This is a genomic window from Bradyrhizobium sp. SZCCHNS2022 (assembly GCF_032377575.1).
Lineage (GTDB): Bacteria > Pseudomonadota > Alphaproteobacteria > Rhizobiales > Xanthobacteraceae > Bradyrhizobium > Bradyrhizobium aeschynomenes.
Genome location: NZ_JAUHHZ010000001.1, coordinates 6,060,303 through 6,077,522, shown reverse-complemented (window position 1 = coordinate 6,077,522; position 17,220 = coordinate 6,060,303). Strand labels below are relative to the sequence as shown.

Here is a 17,220-nt window from a genome sequence, read left to right as displayed (position 1 = left end):
CGACGCGCTCTGATTTGTTCGCAAAGAACCAACTGCGACAAACACCGGCCCCTCGGCTCCCCTCCCCCTTGCGGGGAGGGGTCGGGGGTGGGGGTCCACACGGGCAGTCTCACCCGGAGCCACCCCCCTCCCTAGCCCTCCCCCACAAGGGGGGAGGGAAAGCGGTGTGCGCAGGGAGAGAGCGCGCCTCACACCTAGGCAGGGCAGCGTCGACATCCCAGAGCCAACCCGCATGACCGCCCTCGGTGCCCTCATCCGCCGCGACATCAAGATCGCGCTGCGCATCGGCGGCGGCGCGCTGATCGGCGTGCTGTTCTTCCTCACCGTGGTCGTGCTGATGCCGTTCGCGGTCGGCCCCGACCTCGCCCTGCTCACCCGGCTCGGCCCGGCCATTCTCTGGCTCGGCGCCCTGCTGTCCAGCCTGCTCACGCTCGACCGTCTCTTCACCGCCGACCACGACGACGGCTCGCTCGACCTGATCGTCATGAGCCGGACACCGCTGGAACTCGCCTGCGCTGCCAAGGCGCTGGCGCACTGGCTCGCCGCCGGCCTGCCGCTGGTGATCGCGACGCCCGTGCTCGGCCTGCTGCTGAACCTCGACGCGACCGCGACTGGCGCCGTTGCGCTGACACTATTGGCTGGCACACCGGCGCTGACCTTCATCGGCATGATCGGGGCGGCGCTGGCGGTGACCATGCACCGCGGCGGCCTGCTGCTCGCCGTCCTGGTGCTGCCGCTATCGATCCCGGTGCTGATCTTCGGCGTCGCGGCGTCGCAGGCGGCCATCGTCGGCCCGCTGCCGTTCGGCGCGCCGTTCTCGATCCTCTGCGCGCTCTCGCTGGTCAGCTTCGTGATCGGCCCGTTCGCGGCTGCAACCAGCCTGCGGAACGGCCTGGACTAACGGAACATCGGCGGGGTTTGACCATGATCAACTCTTGCCGAGCCGCGCCGTGCTGATGGACTGCAACCGTTTCCGCCTTTAACAAGGGTCTCATGTCGCTGATCGACCTCGCCAATCCCACCAGATTCCTCGCGCTGGCCGCGCGCCTCTTGCCGTGGCTGGCCGTGGTCACCGTCGTGCTGCTGGCCGCCGGCCTGTACCTGTCGGCGTTGGCGCCGGACGACTACCAGCAGGGCGCGACCGTCAAGATCATGTTCATCCACGTGCCCAATGCGTGGCTGTCGATGTTCGTCTGGGGCGTCATGAGCATCGCCTCGCTGGGCACGCTGGTGTGGCGGCACCCGCTCGCCGACGTCGCGGCGAAGGCTGCCGCCCCGATCGGCGCCAGCTTCACCTTCCTGGCCCTCCTCACCGGCTCGCTGTGGGGCCGGCCGATGTGGGGCACCTATTGGGAGTGGGATGCGCGGCTGACCTCGGTGCTGATCCTGTTCCTGATGTATCTCGGCCTGATGGCGCTGTGGCGCTCCGTTGAAGACCCGACCCGCGCCGCGCGCGCCGCGGCGGTGCTGACGCTGGTCGGCGCCATCAACCTGCCGATCATCAAGTTCTCCGTCGACTGGTGGAACACGCTGCACCAGCCGGCTTCGGTGATGCGCATGGGCGGGCCGGCGCTCGACAAGTCGTTCCTGATTCCGCTGCTGGTGATGGCGATCGGCTTCTCGTTCCTGTTCATCACCTTGCATGTCGCGGCGATGCGCAACGAGATCCTGCGCCGCCGCGTGCGCAGCCTGCAGATGCTGCAGGCGCGGGCCTACAGCGGCAGCGCGCCGGCCGGCGGCGCGACCGGCCAGATCGCGGGAGCCGCCTGAGATGGACCTCGGCCCCTACACCTCCTTCATCGCCACCTCCTATCTCGCCGCGGCCCTGGTCGTGGTGCTGCTGATCGCCTGGATCGCGATCGACTACCGCACCCAGAAGGCGCGACTGCGCGCGCTCGAGGACAGCGGCATCAGCCGGCGCTCCGGCCGCGCCGCCACGGACATGCCATGACCGATCAGACCGCCCCCGAGGCCGCGCCACGTCGGCGCTCGCTGTTGATGCTGCTGCCGCTCGCGGTGTTTCTCGGGCTGGCGGCGCTGTTCTGGTTCCGGCTCGGCAATGGCGATCCCTCGCGGATTCCCTCCGCACTGATTGGACGACCCGCACCGAGCACCCCGCTTCCGGCTCTGCCCGAACTGGCCAAGGACGGCTCCCCGGTGCCCGGGCTCGACCCGGCCGTGCTCAAGGGCAAGGTCAGCATCGTCAACGTTTGGGCGTCGTGGTGCGTACCGTGTCACGACGAGGCGCCGCTGCTGGTCGATCTCGGCCGAGACAAGCGCTTCCAGATCATCGGCATCAACTACAAGGACGGCGCCGACAACGCCCGCCGTTTCCTCGGCCGTTACGGCAACCCCTATGACGTCGTCGGCGTCGACGGCAACGGCCGCGCCGGCATCGAATGGGGCGTCTACGGCGTGCCCGAGACCTTCGTGGTGGGGCGCGAGGGCACCATCGTCTACAAGCTGGTCGGCCCGATCACGGCGCAGAACATCGATGCGGTGCTGAAGCCGGAGATCGAGAAGGCGCTGAAGGCGGGGGGTTAGTTTGCGGGCTGCGAGCCACTAAATCGCTCGTCATTTCGAGCAAGCTGTCCGTTCCACCCCCCGCTGTCATCGCCCGGCTTGACCGGGCGATCCAGTACGCCGTGACGTCCGAGAGACTCACGACCGCCGCGGCGTACTGGATCATCCGCTTTCGCGGATGATGACAGCGAGGATGAGGCGCGAGCGGAACTTCTCACGAGCTGGTTTGCTCAAGGCAAGCCGTTAGTTGCTCGTCATTGCGAGCGAAGCGAAGCAATCCAGGGGCTTCGCGCGCGGCCCTGGATTGCTTCGTCGCTTCGCTCCTCGCAATGACGGCGTTCGGGGCAGCTACCCCTTGCTCACATCACCTTCAGCCGCATCGCTGGCGGCCAGCGAGGCCGGGTCCTGGTGGTAGCGCTTGATCAGCGGCATCTGGGCGATGGCGAAGATCATGGTCAGCGGCAGCACGCCGAAGGCCTTGAAGCCGACCCAGAAATCGGTGGTCTGGGTGCGCCAGACGATCTCGTTCAGCACCGCCATGGCGGCGAAGAACAGCGCCCAGCGGAAGGTGAGAATGCGCCAGCCCGCTGATGTCAGATTGAACATCTGATCGAACATGATCGCGATGAAGGAGCGATTGAACAGCAGCCCGCCGCCGAGCACGGCTGCGAACAGGCCGTAGATGATGGTCGGCTTGACCTTGATGAAGGTCTCGTCGTGCAGCACCAGGGTCAGCGTGCCGAACACGAGCACGACGACGGCGGTGACCAGCGCCATCAGCGGCACGTGCCGCGTCACGACATAGGAGGCGATCAGCGCCGCGATGATCGCAACCATGAAGGCGCCGGTGGCCGCGAACAGATTGAACTTGGCGTTGACGACGAAGAAGACGATGAGCGGGCCGAGTTCGGTGGCCAGCTTGAACAGCGGATGCGGCTGGGTCTTGTCCATTCCATGTCCTGTTGGCTGTCATCAGCCGGAGCTGATCCAGTCGTCTTCGAGGGAAGCGCAAACCGGAGCCGCGCGGCGAGTTCAATCCTCAATGCCGGCAATCGCCCGCGCGAAATCCTTGGCGGCGAACGGCTGCAGATCCTCGACGCCTTCGCCGACGCCGATGAAGTGCACCGGCAGCTTGAACTTCTCCGACAGCGCCACCAGGATGCCGCCGCGCGCCGTGCCGTCGAGCTTGGTCATCACCAGGCCGGTGACGCCAGCCGTACGATGAAACGCCTCGACCTGCGACAGCGCATTTTGTCCCACGGTGGCATCCAGCACCAGCAGCACCGCATGCGGAGCCGTTTCGTCCACTTTGCGAATGACACGCACCACCTTCTCGAGCTCGTTCATCAGCTCGGCCTTGTTCTGCAGCCGGCCGGCGGTGTCGATCAGCAGGATGTCGCGGCCCTGCTCCTTGGCCGCCGTGATGGCGGTGAAGGCGAGGCTTGCCGAGTCGGAGCCTTGGGCGCCCGCAATGACAGGCGCCCTGGTGCGCTCGCCCCAGACCTTGAGCTGCTCGATAGCGGCGGCGCGAAACGTGTCCCCCGCAGCCAGCATCACCTGCCTGCCTTCGGAGGCGAATTTCTGCGCGAGCTTGCCGATGGTGGTGGTCTTGCCGGAGCCGTTGACGCCGACCACGAGGATGACGAACGGCTTGTGGCCGGCCTCGACCACCAGCGGCTTCGCCACCGGCGACAGCACCTTCTCGACCTCGGTCGCGACCACCGCCTTGACCTCGTCGGCGCTGATCGCCTTGTCGTAACGGCCGGTCCCTACGGCGTCCGCAATCCGCGCTGCCACGCTGGTGCCGAGATCGGCCCGCAGCAGCACGTCCTCGATGTCATCGAGCATCGCGCGGTCGAGCTTGCGTTTGGTGACGAGATCGGCCACGGCCGTGCCGAGCGCGCCCGAAGTGCGCTTCAGGCCAGCCGACAGCCGCCGCCACCACGACAGCTTGGGTGTTTCGGAGGTGGTATCGTTCATGGCGTGGTGTTAGCCCTTTCCAACTCCAAACGAAAGCTCACAGCCGCGTTACGGTTTCCATGGACATTAACCAACCGACCGACGAGGAGATGCTGGCCCGCGTGCTCCACCGCGACGGACTGATGCTGGTGATCGACAAGCCGGCCGGCATTCCCGTGCACAAGGGGCCGAAAGGCGGACCCAACCTCGAAGCCTCGTTCGACGCGCTGCGCTTCGGCCTGCCGCGTCCCCCGGTGCTGGCGCATCGGCTCGACAAGGAAACCTCGGGCTGTCTGGTGCTCGGCCGTCATCGCAAGGCAACGGCCTCTCTCGGGCTTTTGTTCAAGCACGGCAAAATTTCAAAGACGTATTGGGCGGTGGTCGAGGGCGGCCCGGAGGCTGACGAAGGCGTGATCGAGCTGCCACTCGGCAAGCTGAATGCGGAACGCGGCTGGTGGCAGAAGCCGGATCCGAACGGGCAGCCGGCGGTGACGAAATGGCGCGTGCTGGGGCGGTCGTATGCGCCTGCCGCTCTCTCTCCTCACTCCGTTCTTCCTTGCGGCACCGACTCCCCTCCGCCTTGCGGGGGCGAGACGAGCGGAGCTCGCTCTGAGGGGTCGGGGGTGGGGGTCTCCACAGACAGTCTCGCCCGGAGCCACCCCCCTCCCCAACCCTCCCCCACAAGGCGGGAGGGAGCAGACCGCGAGGCTGGCGAGAGCGGGGCTTCAGCCAAGGCGACCAAGTTCACCTGGCTCGCCATGGAACCCATCACCGGCCGCACCCACCAGCTCCGCGTGCACTCGGCAGCCTCCGGCTGGCCGATCGTCGGCGACAACATCTACGGCAACGGCCCGCGCTTCGGCGAGCCGCGGCTGCACCTGCATGCGCGGGAGATTTCGATTCCGCTGTCGAAGAACAAGCCGCCGGTGCAGGTGGTCGCGCCGGCGCCGCTGCACATGCACGAGCGGCTGCGGTTGTGTGGGTGGAATGGGGAGTAAGTCCCGCATCGACCCAAGAGAGACGCCATCAACGCAAGTGAGACCTAGCGCTCGTGCCACACCCTTAGCCGTCATCGCCCGGCTTGACCGGGCGATCCAGTATTCCAGAGGCAGTCGTTGTCAACCGAGAGGCCGCGGCGTACTGGATCGCCCGGTCAAGCCGCGCGATGACACCGAGGGTGGGACTAACAGCTTCGTATCATCATGTCCGATGATCGCGAGCCGCTGCACCGTGCCCGGCACCGCGCCGCTGACTGCCACCGGCAGATAATGCTCGGTCCGCCCTTGCGTCTCGCTCTCGATCAGCACCTCGCGCGCGCAGCCAATCTCGGCCTCGAGCCGCCGCCGCAACGCCGCCTCACCCGCGGCCCGCAGCCGCCGCGCGCGATCCCGGATCATAGCTCCGTCCACCTGCGGCATGCGCGCGGCCGGCGTGCCGGGGCGCGGCGAATAGGGAAACACGTGGAGAAATGTCAGACCGCATTCCTCGACCAGGTCGAGCGAGCGGGAAAACATCTCCTCGGTCTCGGTCGGAAAGCCCGCAATCAGATCGGCGCCCAGCGCGATGTCCGGCCGCAGCCGCCGCACCTGGTCGCAGAACGCAATCGCATCGGCGCGGGAATGCCGCCGCTTCATCCGCTTCAGGATCAGGTCATCGCCGGCCTGCAGCGACAGATGCAGATGCGGCATCAGCCGGGCATCGTCGGCGAGCGCATCGAGCAGATCGGCATCGGCCTCGATCGAATCGATGGAGGAGATGCGCAACCTATTCAGCTCCGGCACGTGACGCAGGATCTGTTGCACCAGCCGACCGAGCCTGGGCGCGCCCGGCAGGTCAGCGCCATAGCTCGTCAGATCGACGCCGGTCAGAACGATCTCGGCATGGCCGCGCTCGGCAAGTGTCCGCACCTGATCGACGACGGCGCCCATCGGCACCGAGCGCGAATTGCCGCGGCCGAACGGGATGATGCAGAAGGTGCAGCGGTGGTCGCAGCCGTTCTGCACCTGCACGAACACGCGCGGCAGGCCGTGCTGGAAGCCGTCGACCAGATGCGGCGCCATCTCCTTGACGGCCATGATGTCGGAGACGGCAATCTTCTCGGACGCATCGATGCCGAACCGCGGCGCCGCCAGGGCCTGGGTGATGGTGCGCCACGCAGCAGGCTGCAGCTTGTCGTCATTGCCGATGACGCGGTCGACCTCGGGCATGGCGGCGAACATGGCAGCCTGCGTCTGCGCCGCGCACCCGGTCACGACGATGCGCGCATCGGGGCGCTCGCGTTTGAGCTTGCGGATCGACTGGCGTGCCTGTGCAACGGCCTCGTTGGTGACGGCGCAGCTGTTGATGACGATGGTGTCGTCCGCGCCCGCCGTCTCGGCATGCCGCGCAATCAGCTCGGATTCGAACGCGTTGAGCCGGCAGCCGAAGGTGACGACGTCGACGCTCATGCGACGCTGGCGAACAGGTCTGGCTCGAACCGCCCCTCGAATTCGAACGTCGCCGTGCCCGTCATCAGCACGTGATCGTCGCGCTCGCGCCACTCGATCGTCAGCTCGCCGCCAGGCAGCGTCATCTGCACGACGCGGTTGGCGCGCTTCAGCCGCGCCGCGGCGACTGCCGTGGCGCAGGCCGCCGAGCCGCAAGCCCTGGTCAGCCCCGCACCGCGCTCCCAGGTGCGCATCGTGATGTGGTCGCGATCGACGATCTGCGCGAGCGTGATGTTGGCGCGCTCCGGGAAAATCGGGTGATTTTCCAAGAGCGGCCCGAAGCGCTCGAGGTCATAGGAGTTGACGTCGTTGTCGACCCAGAACACGGCATGGGGATTGCCCATGTTGACGACCGAGGGCGAATGCAGGATCGGCGCATCGATCGGACCGATCTGCAGCTCGATGTAGCGGGTGTCGCGGAATTCCTCGGCCAGCGGAATGTCCTGCCAGCCGAACTTCGGCACGCCCATGTCGACCGTGTAGAGACCGGGCGCAGGCCCCTGCCAGCAGTTCAGCAGCCCGGCACGCGTCTCGAACGTCGCGCTGGTCTGGCCGGTCTTGCCGAACACTTGGCTCACCACGCAGCGCATGCCGTTGCCGCAGGCGCCGGATTCGGAGCCGTCATTGTTGTAGATGCGGATGAAGGCTTCGGTCCCGCCGAGCCGCGGCGGCTGCAGCACCATCAGCTGGTCGTAGGGCACGCGGGATGCAACCGCGCGCGCCTCGTCCGGCGTCACGACATGCTTCACGTCGCGCAGATCGAGCACGACGATCTCGTTGCCGATCCCGTTCATCTTGACGAAGCTGTGGTTGGCGAGCGCGCTCATCAAAATATCCAAATTGTGTCCGTCTTATATGGCCACAGGCGTGGCCTTGACCAGTCCGCAGGGGGACATGACGCATCTGTCATGGGACGCCACGCCGCCCGGCATGTTAGGAACCGGTCCATTCGCCGGCACGAACCGGGCAAACCAGCACGGCCACTGGAGAATAGTCGAATGAATCTCAGCACTTTCCGCCTCGTTCTGGCCGTGAGCTCGGTCGCGCTGGCGCTGGGCGGTCCGATCGCCCGGGCGCAGGCGCCGTCGGGCTCCCCGGCTCCGGCGGCCTCAGCCTCGCCCGCGCCGGCCCCGAGCGCGATCCCCGCGCCCACGGCGTCCCCCGCACCGGCCGCCTCGGCCAGTCCGGCGCCCACGACCAGCCCGACGCCGGCCGCCAGCGCCAGCCCTTCGCCCTCATCGTCGCCGGCTGCCGCGCAGGCGCCAGCCGCCACACCGCCGGCGGCGGCGCCCGCCCAGACGGCCGACGCCTTCGGCGACGAGATCAAGCTCGAGGCCAAGAAAGTCGTGCTCGTGAAGGGCACCGCCAATTGGGACAACGCTTTCGACACCCTGATCGACTCGTTCAAGGCGCTGTCGACCACCTTGGATAAGCAGGGCGTCAAGCCGGCCGGCAACGGCATGATCGTCTACACCTCGACCGACGACACCGGCTTCACCTTCTTCGCCGAGATCCCGGTCGAGCAGGAGCCGAAGACGCTCGGCAAGGGCATGAGCATCGGCCAGTCGCCCGAAGGCAAGGCGCTGAAGTTCGTGCATCGCGGCTCCTACGACAACATGGACAACACCTACGAGGCGATCACCAACCATCTCGACGAGCGCCGGCTAGAGGCCAAGGACACCTTCATCGAGGAGTACATGACCGATCCGCTGAAGACCGCCGAGGACAAGCTCGTCATCAACGTCTACGTGCCGCTGAAGTGAGCGCCATCATGATGAGACCGATCCTCGCGGCCGCGATCGCGACCAGCACTGCAATGCCGGTCTTGGCGGAAGACATTGCCCGGCAGGATACGCCGGCGATCACCGTCAGCGGCGAGGCCAGCGTGTCGGCACCGCCGGATCTGGCGCAGATCGATGCCGGTGTGGCGTCGGACGCCAAGACCGCGCGCGAGGCCGCCGAGGCCAACAATTCCGCCATGGCGAAGGTGCTGCAGGCGCTCAAGGCGGCCGGGATTGCCGACAAGGATGTGCAGACCTCGCGGCTGTCGCTGCAGCCGCAATATCAGCAGAACCGGCCGAACCAGCCAGCCGTGACCGGCTATCGCGCCTCGAACCGCGTCACGATCAAGGTGCATGACGTCAGCAATGTCGCCAGCGTGATCGACACGCTGGTCGGCGCCGGCGCCAATGATGTCGGCAACATCTATTTCACCGTGGCCGAGCCCTCGAAGCTGCTCGACCAGGCGCGCGAGAAGGCCGTCGCCGACGCCCGCCGCAAGGCCGAGATCTACGCCAAGGCCGCCGGCGTCACGCTCGGCCAGCCGCTCAACATCGCCGAGGACGGCGCCCCCGCCCCGGTGTTCCGCGCCAAGACGTTTGCTGCACCGATGGCTGCCACGCCGACCCCGGTCGCGCAGGGCGAGGAGACGCTGTCGGTGACGGTGAGCGTGACCTGGGCGATCAAGGCGGGGCAGTAAGGCGCTCTTACGTGAGCTCGGCGCATTCGCAAGCGAATGTGAGCCGACGGCGCACATACAAACTCGATGTCGTCCCGGCCTTGAGCCGGGACCCATACGTCGCAGCGGATGTTATGGCGCGAGATGGAGCTGCCAGCCTTCGCAAAATTCCATTCGGTGGTTGTGGGTCCCGGCTCAAGGCCGGGACGACACCGTTGATTTGGCGGCAGCTTGGCTAAATCTCCACCACCTGCCCGGGCTTCAGCACGCCGAAGCGCTCGCGTGGGATGCCGGCGGAATCGAGCGCGGCGTGCAGGGCGTGGACTGGCGCGTCGATGGCTTCGTCCGTCAGCTGAAACGTGCCGTGGTGATGCGCCAGCGCGGTCTCGGCGCCGCAATCCTGCAGCGCCTGCACGGCATCCTCGGGGTTCATGTGCTGGTCGCGCATGAACCAGCGCGGCTCGTAGGCGCCGATCGGCAGGATCGCGAGCCGCAGCGGCGCGTGCAGCTCGGCGACGCGGCGGAAGTGCTTGCCGGTGCCGTAGCCGGAATCGCAGACGATGTAGAGCTTGCCGCGCGGCGTCTCCAGCACGAAGCTTGCCCACAGCGCCTTGTTGCGATCGAAGACTCCGCGCGCCGACCAGTGCCGCGTCGGCACCAGCGTCACCGCGACCTCGTCGTTGAGCTGCACGCGATCGTGCCAGTCATAGGCTTCGGCGCGGATCTTGGCGTCGGCATCGGTCATCGTCAGATCGTTGCCGAGCGGCGTGACCACCCGCGGCGCGAACCGCGCCGTCAGCTTCGACAAGGTGCGGATATCGAGATGATCGTAGTGCCCATGCGACACCAGCACGACGTCGATGTGCGGCAGCGTCTCGAAGGCGATGCCGGGATCGTTGTGCCGGCGGGGACCGGCAAAGGAGAACGGCGACACCCGCTCCGACCAGACGGGGTCGATCAGGATGTTGAGCCCGCCGGTCTGGACCAGCCAGCTGGCATGGCCGATGAAGGACAGCCGCACCGTCTCGCCGTCGATCCGGTGCGGCGGGGTATCGGCGTGCGGGCTCGGCGCCCATGCCGGCCAGCGCGAGCGCTTGCCGTTGCGGTCGAACTGCCAGCGCAACACCTGGGCGAGGGATTTGGGCGGAACGCCGTCGGGATCGTAGAAGCGCTTGCCGTCGAAATGGTCGGTGACGGGGCCGGAATAGGTCCTGGAACGGCGCAGCAAGGGGTCCTCGCGAGGGAAAGCTGACAAGGGAAAGCTGAACTGGCGCAAGAGGTAAGCCGCCCCACCGGGTCCGGCAACGGGACCCCAGGAAGCAAGTTTCCTTGACTTTTGCGGCTGCGGGGGGTTTAACCCGGCCGAATTTCGGAAAGTTTCATCTTTTCGAGCCACCGCCCGGCCCTGGAGGCCGGAGGTCACCGCCCGACAGCGCTGTGCGCCCTCGGGCGCAAACGTGTTTGGACTGACGGTTTCGGCACGGGCTGCCGCGACATAAATGGTCGTCATGCCCCGCGCAGGCGGGGCATCCAGTACGCCGCGGCGGCTCGGATGGAGCCGCGCTGCCTCGGAGTACTGGATCACCCGCCTTCGCGGGTGATGACTGCGGAGAATTCAACTGCCTGCTCAGCGCAGGAAAGGACGAAGCAAGTGTTCGACAATCTGTCGGAAAGGCTTGGCGGCATTCTCGATCGGCTGACGGGGCGCGGTTCGCTCTCGGAAGCCGATGTCGACGCCGCGATGCGCGAGGTCCGCCGGGCGCTGCTCGAGGCCGACGTCGCGCTGGAGGTTGTCCGCAGCTTCACCGAGCGCGTGCGCGAGCAGGCGATCGGCGCCACCGTCGTCAAGTCGGTCACCCCCGGCCAGATGGTCGTGAAGATCGTCCATGACGAGCTGGTCAAGACGCTCGGCGACGACGGCCAGACCATCGACCTCAATGCCGTGCCGCCGGTGCCGATCATGATGGTCGGCCTGCAGGGCTCCGGCAAGACCACCACCACCGCCAAGCTCGCGCGCCGCATGGTTCAGCGCGACAAGCGCAAGGTGCTGATGGCCTCGCTCGACGTCTACCGTCCGGCCGCCATGGAGCAGCTCGCGGTGCTCGGCCGCGATCTCGATATTCCGACCCTGCCGATCGTCGCCGGCCAGATGCCGCCGCAGATCGCGCGCCGCGCCATCGAGGCCGCCAAGCTCGGCGGCTATGACGTGGTGCTGCTCGACACCGCCGGCCGTACCACGCTGGACGAGGACATGATGAAGGAGGCCGCCGAGATCAAGGCGGTCGCCAATCCGCATGAGGTGCTGCTGGTCGCGGACTCCCTGACCGGCCAGGACGCCGTCAATCTCGCCCGCTCGTTCGACCAGCGCGTCGGCCTCACCGGCATCGCGCTGACCCGGATCGACGGCGACGGCCGCGGCGGCGCGGCGCTTTCGATGCGCGCGGTCACCGGCAAGCCGATCAAGCTGCTCGGCACCGGCGAAAAGACCGACGCGCTGGAAGACTTCTATCCCTCGCGTATCGCCGGCCGCATCCTCGGCATGGGCGACATCGTCTCGCTGGTCGAGAAGGCCGCGGCGAACATCGACGCCGAGAAGGCCGCGCGCGCCGCCGAGAAGATGCGCAAGGGTCAGTTCGACCTCAACGACATGCGCGAGCAGCTGTTGCAGATGTCGCAGATGGGCGGCATCAGCGGTCTCATGGGCATGATGCCCGGCATCTCCAAGATGAAGAACCAGATCGCGGCCGCCGGGATCGACGACAAGATCCTCAAGCGCCAGGTCGCGATCATCGATTCGATGACGCGCGAGGAGCGCAAGCATCCCGACCTGCTCAAGGCGAGCCGCAAGAAGCGCATCGCCGCCGGCTCGGGCCAGAGCGTCGAGCACGTCAACAAGCTGCTCAAGATGCACCGGAACATGGCCGACGTGATGAAGGCCATGGGCTCCGGCAAGCGCGGCCCGCTCGCCGGCATCGCCCAGGCGATGGGTTTCGGCGGCGGTGGCGGCATGCCCTCGCCGGATCAGCTCAAGGCGATGGCCGAGAAGATGCCGGGCGGCATGCCCGGCGGTCTGCCGAATTTGCCGAAGGATCTTCCCGCCGGCCTGCGTGGTGGCTTGCCCAATCTGCCGGGCCTCACCGGCCTCAGCGGCAAGCCAACGCTGCCGGGCCTTGGCCTCCCGCCGGGGAAGAAGAAATGAGGACGTTTCGTCCGTCTCTCACCACGTCATTCCGGGGCGCGCGAAGCGCGAGCCCGGAATCCATAACCACGATCGTGCGTATGGATTCCGGGCTCACCGCTTCGCGGTGCCCCGGAATGACGGCTTAGCTAACACCTCATCAGAAGACACTCAGGAGAACTTTCATGTCCGTCGTCATTCGTCTCGCCCGTGCCGGCACCAAGAAGCGCCCGGTCTATCACGTCGTCGTCGCCGACTCGCGCTTTCCCCGCGACGGCCGCTTCATCGAGCGCCTCGGCCACTTCAATCCGCTGATGCCGAAGGACAACGAGGCCCGCCTCAAGCTCGACATGGAGAAGGTGAAGGCCTGGCTCGCCAAGGGCGCACAGCCGTCCGACCGCGTCGCCCGCTTCCTCGATGCCGCCGGCGTCAAGAAGCGCGAAGCCCGCCAGAACCCGATCAAGGCCGTGCCGCGCAAGGAGCGCAAGGCGCAGGCCGAAGCCGCCGCCAAGGGCTAGTCGTCCTTTGACGATCGTGGCCTCATGCTTCGAGACGCACGGCTTCAGCCGTGCTCCTCAGCATGAGGATCTGGCTCCTCGTCCTGAGGAGCGCGCCCTTGCGCGCGTCTCGAAGGACGAGGCCTCATGATGTCCAAGCTGATCTGCGTCGCCAGGATCGGCGCCGCGCACGGCGTGCGCGGCGAGGTTCGCTTGTGGACCTTCACCGAGGATCCGCTGGCCGTGCTGCACTATGGCCCGCTGACGACCAAGGACGGCAGCCGCTCGTTCGAAGTCGCAAAGGCGCGCGAGGCCAAGGATCATCTCGTCGCGAGCTTCAAAGGCGTCACCGATCGCAACGCCGCCGAACGCCTCAACGGGCTCGAGCTGTACGTCCCGCGCGACCGCCTGCCCGAGACTGATGAAAATGAGTACTATCACGCCGACCTGATCGGCCTCGCCGCGGAAACCACCGCGGGCGCCCCGCTCGGCCGCGTGCTCGCCATCCATAATTTCGGCGCCGGCGACATCATCGAGATCGCCCCGCCCTCCGGCAGCACCTTGATGCTGCCGTTCACCAATGCCGTGGTGCCGACGGTCGATCTTGCAGGCGGCCGGGTGATCATCGAGCTGCCGAGCGAGATCGACGGTGAGGACGAAGCGGCGTCCGATGAGGACGAGGTGGCCGCCCCAAACTCAGCTCGTCATCCCCGCGAAAGCGGGGATCCATAGCCACCGCAGCTGATTGGCTTGCGCGGGACTGACCGCGTGCCCCTTTCCACGATCACGCGGTATGGATCCCGGATCGGCGCCGCGACGCGCTTTGCGCGTCACGGCTTGTCCGGGACGACACCGGTGGTGGGACCGCACGAGCCGTGGACGCAGCATTGATCCGGGGCTCGATCTCGTCGCGCCTGTACCGTAACAAAGCATCATGACCGCTTCGCCCTCTCCCACCGCGCCATGGCGCGCGACTGTCTTGACGCTGTTTCCGGAGATGTTTCCCGGACCGCTGGGCGTGAGCCTCGCTGGCCGGGCGCTGGCTGGCGGAATTTGGTCGCTCGAAGCACGCGACATCCGCGCGTCGGCCACCGACAAGCACCGCAGCGTCGATGACACGCCCGCTGGCGGCGGTCCCGGCATGGTGCTGCGCGCCGACGTCCTCGCCGCCGCGATCGACGCGGCGGCTGTCGCGCCGGAGCGGCCGAAGCTGCTGATGAGTCCGCGCGGTCGGCCATTGACCCAGGCCTTCGTCCGCGAGCTCGCCGACGGTCCGGGGCCGCTGATCGTCTGCGGCCGCTTCGAGGGCATCGACCAGCGCGTCATCGACGCCCGCGAGCTGATCGAGGTGTCGATCGGCGACTACGTGCTGTCGGGCGGCGAGATTGCGGCGCTGGTGCTGATCGATGCCTGTGTGCGGCTGCTGCCGGGCGTGATGGGCAAGCTCGAATCGGGGACCGACGAGAGCTTCTCCGACGGCCTACTTGAATACCCGCAATATACCCGCCCCCAATTGTTCGAAGGCCGTGCCATTCCGGATGTGCTGACGTCAGGGGATCACGCCAAGGTCGCCGCATGGCGCCATGCGCAATCCCAGGCTCTTACTGAGGCGCGCAGGCCGGATTTGTGGGCCGAATGGCAGGCGCGTCAGCCGCGGGAACAAAGCAGGACCAGCCAAAAAGCGCCAAAAAGCACGACAGACGGGTGACAAGCCTCGCGCTTTGCCTTATAGGAGCGCCCAATTCCGCAAGTGACGGCAGGAACAAGCGCAGCCCGCGTGACCCGGCTGGGCGCGCCGCCGATGGAGATTTACCCGTGAACCTGATTCAGCAGCTCGAAAAAGAGCAGTTCGACAAGCTGTCCGCCAATAAGACCATTCCGGAGTTCGGCCCGGGCGACACCGTGATCGTCAACGTGAAGGTGGTCGAAGGCGAGCGCACCCGCGTGCAGGCCTATGAGGGCGTGTGCATCGGCCGTTCCGGCGGCGGCATCAACGAGAGCTTCACCGTCCGCAAGATCTCCTACGGCGAGGGCGTGGAGCGCGTGTTCCCGATCCTCTCCCCGATGATCGACTCGATCAAGGTCGTGCGCCGCGGCAAGGTGCGTCGCGCCAAGCTGTATTACCTGCGCCAGCTGCGCGGCAAGTCGGCCCGCATCGTCGAGAAGCAGGACCGCCAGCAGACCGCGGTCAACGAGTAATCGTTGCAGCACTGGGATTGACGAAAAGCGCGGGCCGGGCCCGCGCTTTTTTGTTTTCGCCACACCGTCATCCGGGGCAGCCCCAAAGGGGCTGAACCCGGAATCTCGAGATGGGACGATCAGCTCGAGATTCCGGGTTCGATGCTGCGCATCGCCCCGGAATGACGGCGGTGAGATACGCGCACGCCTCACCGCGACAAACGCATCTCGCACTCCGTCCGGTGCGTGCTATATATCTCCCTGAAATGGTTCTAGATCGCACCAGCATGGCCTGCCGCCGCGTCGTCATCGACGATCATAGCCGGCTGCCCGGGCGGTTCTTCGGACGGTTCGCGACGTCAGCGACCTCCGAGCTTAGGCGCGCGCTGTAAGCCGCAGCGCCTTCGTCCTGACTGTTCGCGCGTGCCGGTCACGCGCCGTGTTTCAAACCTTCATTCCCTGGAGCATTCGCTCATGTCGAAGCCGACCACCCTGTACGACAAGATCTGGAACGACCATCTGGTGCACGAAGCCGAGGACGGCACCTGCCTGCTCTACATCGACCGCCACCTGGTCCACGAGGTGACCTCGCCTCAGGCGTTCGAGGGCCTGCGCATGACCGGTCGCAAGGTGCACGCGCCGGAAAAGACGCTGGCCGTGGTCGATCACAACGTGCCGACCACCGACCGCTCCAAGCCGAACCCGGATCCAGAGAGCATCGAGCAGATCAAGACGCTGGCCGAGAACGCCAAGGACTTCGGCATCGAATATTACAACGAGTTCGACCGCCGCCAGGGCATCGTCCACGTGATCGGCCCGGAGCAGGGCTTCACCCTGCCGGGCACCACGATCGTCTGCGGTGACAGCCACACCTCGACGCATGGCGCGTTCGGCGCGCTGGCGCACGGCATCGGCACCTCGGAGGTCGAGCACGTGCTGGCGACGCAGACGCTGATCCAGAAGAAGGCGAAGAACATGCGCGTCACCGTCGACGGCAAGCTGCCGGACGGCGTGACGGGCAAGGACATCATCCTCGCCATCATCGGCGAGATCGGCACCGCCGGCGGCACCGGCTACGTGCTCGAATACGCCGGCGAGGCGATCCGCGCGCTGTCGATGGAAGGCCGCATGACCGTCTGCAACATGTCGATCGAGGGCGGCGCCCGCGCCGGCCTGGTCGCGCCGGACGAGAAGGCCTACGACTTCCTGCGCGGCCGTCCCAAGGCGCCGCAGGGCGCAGCCTGGGATGCGGCGATGCGCTACTGGGAAACGCTGCGCTCCGACGAGGGCGCGCATTTCGACCACGAGCTGCGCCTCGACGCCGCCAAGCTGCCGCCGATCGTGACCTGGGGCACCTCGCCCGAGGACGTGATCTCGATCACCGGCGTGGTGCCGGATCCGGACAAGATCACTGATGAGGCCAAGCGCATATCCAAGCATCGCGCGCTGAAATACATGGGCCTGACCGCGGGCACGAAGATCACCGACATCAAGCTCGACCGGGTCTTCATCGGCTCCTGCACCAATGGCCGCATCGAGGATCTGCGCGCCGCCGCCAAGATCGCCGAGGGCAAGACCGTGTCGGGCCACGTCAACGCGATGGTCGTGCCGGGCTCGGGCATCGTGAAGGAGCAGGCCGAGGCGGAGGGTCTGGACAAGATCTTCATCAAGGCCGGCTTCGAATGGCGCGAGCCGGGCTGCTCGATGTGCCTCGCCATGAACCCGGACAAGCTGGCGCCGGAGGAGCGCTGCGCCTCGACCTCGAACCGCAACTTCGAGGGCCGTCAGGGTTTCAAGGGCCGCACCCATCTGGTGTCGCCCGCGATGGCCGCGGCCGCCGCGATCGCCGGCCACTTTGTCGACGTGCGCGACTGGCGCTGATCCGCCCCCTCGTTGGTGTACGCGGCCATCCTGCACCAACCAATCTCCGAACAAGCGCGA

18 protein-coding genes are annotated in these 17,220 nt (G+C 66.9%); 13 read left to right on the top strand and 5 right to left on the bottom strand.

Features of this window, described 5'->3' with window-relative positions:
• Positions 1–232: 232 nt before the first annotated feature.
• The 4 genes from ccmB (at position 233) to QXZ94_RS27215 (ending at position 2,544) form a co-directional block, all read left to right on the top strand.
• Positions 233–901: a heme exporter protein CcmB gene (ccmB, locus tag QXZ94_RS27230; protein ID WP_315723587.1), complete on the top strand. Its 669-nt coding sequence runs from the start codon at positions 233–235 to the stop codon at positions 899–901.
• 92 nt (positions 902–993) lie between these two features.
• Positions 994–1,770, top strand: a complete 777-nt coding sequence (locus QXZ94_RS27225; RefSeq protein WP_315723585.1) for a heme ABC transporter permease — start codon at positions 994–996, stop codon at positions 1,768–1,770.
• 1 nt (position 1,771) lies between these two features.
• Entirely contained in the window at positions 1,772–1,951 is a 180-nt protein-coding gene (gene ccmD / locus QXZ94_RS27220; protein ID WP_315723582.1) for a heme exporter protein CcmD, read from the top strand.
• Positions 1,948–2,544 carry a DsbE family thiol:disulfide interchange protein gene (locus QXZ94_RS27215; RefSeq protein ID WP_315723580.1) on the top strand — a complete coding sequence of 199 codons (597 nt, stop codon included), beginning with the start codon at positions 1,948–1,950 and terminating at the stop codon, positions 2,542–2,544. The genes ccmD and QXZ94_RS27215 overlap by 4 nt, the downstream gene beginning before the upstream one ends.
• Positions 2,545–2,871: 327 nt before the next feature.
• On the opposite strand, the gene QXZ94_RS27210 is transcribed toward QXZ94_RS27215, so the two are convergent.
• Both QXZ94_RS27210 and ftsY read right to left on the bottom strand, forming a co-directional pair.
• Positions 2,872–3,474, bottom strand: a complete 603-nt coding sequence (locus QXZ94_RS27210; protein ID WP_315723578.1) for a septation protein A — start codon at positions 3,472–3,474, stop codon at positions 2,872–2,874.
• A gap of 81 nt (positions 3,475–3,555) precedes the next feature.
• Positions 3,556–4,503 (bottom strand): signal recognition particle-docking protein FtsY, encoded by a 948-nt coding sequence (gene ftsY / locus QXZ94_RS27205; protein WP_315723576.1) that lies wholly within the window; start codon positions 4,501–4,503, stop codon positions 3,556–3,558.
• A gap of 59 nt (positions 4,504–4,562) precedes the next feature.
• Here ftsY and QXZ94_RS27200 point away from each other — a divergent pair, with 59 nt between their 5' ends.
• The gene (locus tag QXZ94_RS27200) at positions 4,563–5,480 is read left to right on the top strand and encodes an RNA pseudouridine synthase (RefSeq protein ID WP_315723574.1); all 918 of its coding nucleotides are present in this window, start codon (positions 4,563–4,565) and stop codon (positions 5,478–5,480) included.
• Positions 5,481–5,600: 120 nt separating this feature from the next.
• Here the strand turns inward: QXZ94_RS27200 and mtaB are convergent, their stop codons facing one another.
• Together mtaB and dapF are read right to left on the bottom strand one after the other, a co-directional pair.
• On the bottom strand, positions 5,601–6,929 hold the full coding sequence (gene mtaB / locus QXZ94_RS27195) for a tRNA (N(6)-L-threonylcarbamoyladenosine(37)-C(2))-methylthiotransferase MtaB (RefSeq protein WP_315723572.1): 1,329 nt from the start codon (positions 6,927–6,929) through the stop codon (positions 5,601–5,603).
• A complete protein-coding gene (gene dapF / locus QXZ94_RS27190; protein ID WP_315723570.1) occupies positions 6,926–7,795 on the bottom strand; it encodes a diaminopimelate epimerase in 870 nt (289 codons plus the stop codon). Before dapF ends, mtaB begins: the two co-directional genes overlap by 4 nt.
• 171 nt (positions 7,796–7,966) lie before the next feature.
• Between dapF and QXZ94_RS27185 the strand changes: the two genes are divergently transcribed.
• Both QXZ94_RS27185 and QXZ94_RS27180 read left to right on the top strand, forming a co-directional pair.
• Positions 7,967–8,731, top strand: coding sequence for a GyrI-like domain-containing protein (locus tag QXZ94_RS27185; protein WP_315723569.1), 765 nt, complete (start codon positions 7,967–7,969; stop codon positions 8,729–8,731).
• 8 nt (positions 8,732–8,739) lie between these two features.
• A complete protein-coding gene (locus tag QXZ94_RS27180) occupies positions 8,740–9,447 on the top strand; it encodes an SIMPL domain-containing protein (RefSeq protein ID WP_409998771.1) in 708 nt (235 codons plus the stop codon).
• A 214-nt stretch (positions 9,448–9,661) separates the two neighbouring features.
• Here QXZ94_RS27180 and QXZ94_RS27175 read toward each other — a convergent pair whose 3' ends face one another.
• Positions 9,662–10,654, bottom strand: a complete 993-nt coding sequence (locus tag QXZ94_RS27175; RefSeq protein ID WP_315723568.1) for an MBL fold metallo-hydrolase — start codon at positions 10,652–10,654, stop codon at positions 9,662–9,664.
• A gap of 423 nt (positions 10,655–11,077) precedes the next feature.
• On the opposite strand from QXZ94_RS27175, the gene ffh reads away from it, so the two are divergent.
• The 6 genes from ffh (at position 11,078) to leuC (ending at position 17,160) form a co-directional block, all read left to right on the top strand.
• Positions 11,078–12,625, top strand: a complete 1,548-nt coding sequence (gene ffh, locus QXZ94_RS27170) for a signal recognition particle protein (RefSeq protein ID WP_315723567.1) — start codon at positions 11,078–11,080, stop codon at positions 12,623–12,625.
• 164 nt (positions 12,626–12,789) lie between these two features.
• Entirely contained in the window at positions 12,790–13,122 is a 333-nt protein-coding gene (gene rpsP / locus QXZ94_RS27165) for a 30S ribosomal protein S16 (protein WP_015663540.1), read from the top strand.
• A gap of 129 nt (positions 13,123–13,251) precedes the next feature.
• A complete protein-coding gene (gene rimM / locus QXZ94_RS27160) occupies positions 13,252–13,833 on the top strand; it encodes a ribosome maturation factor RimM (protein ID WP_315726544.1) in 582 nt (193 codons plus the stop codon).
• Positions 13,834–14,035: 202 nt separating this feature from the next.
• Positions 14,036–14,809: a tRNA (guanosine(37)-N1)-methyltransferase TrmD gene (gene trmD / locus QXZ94_RS27155; RefSeq protein ID WP_172184287.1), complete on the top strand. Its 774-nt coding sequence runs from the start codon at positions 14,036–14,038 to the stop codon at positions 14,807–14,809.
• A 107-nt stretch (positions 14,810–14,916) separates the two neighbouring features.
• Positions 14,917–15,300 (top strand): 50S ribosomal protein L19, encoded by a 384-nt coding sequence (gene rplS / locus QXZ94_RS27150; RefSeq protein WP_015663536.1) that lies wholly within the window; start codon positions 14,917–14,919, stop codon positions 15,298–15,300.
• A 453-nt stretch (positions 15,301–15,753) separates the two neighbouring features.
• Positions 15,754–17,160, top strand: a complete 1,407-nt coding sequence (leuC, locus tag QXZ94_RS27145) for a 3-isopropylmalate dehydratase large subunit (protein WP_009025886.1) — start codon at positions 15,754–15,756, stop codon at positions 17,158–17,160.
• The last annotated feature ends 60 nt before the right edge of the window (positions 17,161–17,220 follow it).

Coding starts and splice junctions, on each gene's coding strand:
- QXZ94_RS27200 (WP_315723574.1), top strand. CDS start 4,563: ATGGACATTAACCAACCGACCGACGAGGAGATGCTGGCCCGCGTGCTC.
- ccmD (WP_315723582.1), top strand. CDS start 1,772: ATGGACCTCGGCCCCTACACCTCCTTCATCGCCACCTCCTATCTCGCC.
- mtaB (WP_315723572.1), bottom strand. CDS start 6,929: ATGAGCGTCGACGTCGTCACCTTCGGCTGCCGGCTCAACGCGTTCGAA.
- dapF (WP_315723570.1), bottom strand. CDS start 7,795: ATGAGCGCGCTCGCCAACCACAGCTTCGTCAAGATGAACGGGATCGGC.
- QXZ94_RS27210 (WP_315723578.1), bottom strand. CDS start 3,474: ATGGACAAGACCCAGCCGCATCCGCTGTTCAAGCTGGCCACCGAACTC.
- QXZ94_RS27185 (WP_315723569.1), top strand. CDS start 7,967: ATGAATCTCAGCACTTTCCGCCTCGTTCTGGCCGTGAGCTCGGTCGCG.
- trmD (WP_172184287.1), top strand. CDS start 14,036: ATGACCGCTTCGCCCTCTCCCACCGCGCCATGGCGCGCGACTGTCTTG.
- QXZ94_RS27215 (WP_315723580.1), top strand. CDS start 1,948: ATGACCGATCAGACCGCCCCCGAGGCCGCGCCACGTCGGCGCTCGCTG.
- ccmB (WP_315723587.1), top strand. CDS start 233: ATGACCGCCCTCGGTGCCCTCATCCGCCGCGACATCAAGATCGCGCTG.
- leuC (WP_009025886.1), top strand. CDS start 15,754: ATGTCGAAGCCGACCACCCTGTACGACAAGATCTGGAACGACCATCTG.
- rpsP (WP_015663540.1), top strand. CDS start 12,790: ATGTCCGTCGTCATTCGTCTCGCCCGTGCCGGCACCAAGAAGCGCCCG.
- QXZ94_RS27180 (WP_409998771.1), top strand. CDS start 8,740: ATGATGAGACCGATCCTCGCGGCCGCGATCGCGACCAGCACTGCAATG.
- rimM (WP_315726544.1), top strand. CDS start 13,252: ATGTCCAAGCTGATCTGCGTCGCCAGGATCGGCGCCGCGCACGGCGTG.
- ftsY (WP_315723576.1), bottom strand. CDS start 4,503: ATGAACGATACCACCTCCGAAACACCCAAGCTGTCGTGGTGGCGGCGG.
- QXZ94_RS27225 (WP_315723585.1), top strand. CDS start 994: ATGTCGCTGATCGACCTCGCCAATCCCACCAGATTCCTCGCGCTGGCC.